The 1,477-nt window shown below is 43.3% G+C and carries 1 protein-coding gene; it reads left to right on the forward strand.

The genetic code is table 11. The annotated features are described in order from the left end of the window. Positions 1-2 precede the first annotated feature (2 nt). Positions 3-1,477: transposase (locus L0668_RS20510; RefSeq protein WP_235314595.1), on the forward strand; the 1,475-nt coding region annotated here is incomplete at its 3' end.

Consider the following 1,477-nt stretch of genomic DNA (forward strand, 5'->3'; position numbering starts at 1 on the left):
TTATCAACTATTTAGACCAACTTCAGGCGGGCACGTTTGAGTATGCTATTCATCATTTGATTGAATCGAAGTTGGATGTCTCTGTGTGTTACCCTAAGTATCAAAATGATAAAACAGGGCGTCCAGCCTACGACCCAGCTGCGCTGTTGAAGATAATCTTGTTTGCTTATTCCAAAGGCATTACCTCTAGCCGTGAAATTCAGTGGTGCTGCGAAACCAATATTATCTTTAAGGCTCTGAGCTGTGATTCGGTGCCACACTTTACGACCATTGCCGAGTTTGTGAGTAGCCGTAAAAGTGAGATTGAATTGGTGTTCGAGCAGGTGTTATTGATTTGCCATGAGCAAGGTTTATTGGGCAATGAATTATTTGCGATTGATGGCTGTAAAATGTCTTCTAATGCTGCTAAAGAGTGGTCGGGTACGTTCAAAGAATTGGAAGAAAAACGGGCTAAACTTAAACGCCAAATTCAACATCATATGCATGTGCACGAGACGTTAGATAAAAATGAAGCCTCAGATGATGTGCGTCGGCAGCGTGCAGAGCAGGCGATAGATACTTTGAATAATGCCCACGACAAGATAGAACAATTCCTAAAGGAAGCCGAACCACGGATGGGTAAAGGCAAACGACCTCAAGAAGTCAAAAGTAACATTACCGATAATCAGTCAGCTAAAATGACCACCAGTAAAGGTACCATTCAAGGATATAACGGTGTGGCGACGGTGGATAAAAAGCACCAGATAGTGGTAGATGCACAAGTGTTTGGAGAAGGCCAAGAGCATCACACCTTAAAGCCCATTCTAGAAACGATTAATGCTCGGTTCAAACGCTTAGACATCAGTGAAGACATCTTAAAAGCCCAAACCATTATCACGGCAGACACAGGGTTTGCCAATGAGGCGAATAATCAATACCTGCACGAGGAAGGGATTAACGGTTATATCCCCGACAACCAATTCCGTAGTCGTGACCCGAAGTTCAGTGAGCAGAAAGTCAAATACGGTAAACGCCACCAAGACAAGAAAGTGCGTAAGAAAACCCTTATCCCCGCCAGCGAATTTAGCTTTGACCCAGTCAATAACACCTGCGAGTGTCCATCTGGCAAAATGATTAGTTTTAGAGGTATCAGAGAAAATGCTCAAGGCATAAAAACCGCCTACTTCGAAGGTAAGTTATCGCAATGTCGAGACTGCGATAAAAAGCAGCAATGTATGCATAACCCTAATGCTGCTGACCACCGCAAAGGCAATGGCCGACAAGTATCATTTAGACTTAACGAAAACCGCTCGTCTACCTATACCGACTGGATGAAACACAGAGTAGACAGTCCACAAGGCAAACATATTTACAGTCATCGTATGTCCACCGTCGAACCAGTGTTTGGTAATATAGAGACCAACAAAAAACTGAATCGTTTTAGCCTTCGAGGTAAAGATAAAGTGCAAGGCCAGTGGCACTTATTCTGTTTGATACA

The organism is Paraglaciecola algarum (genome assembly GCF_021532655.1).
Taxonomy (GTDB): Bacteria; Pseudomonadota; Gammaproteobacteria; order Enterobacterales; family Alteromonadaceae; genus Paraglaciecola; species Paraglaciecola algarum.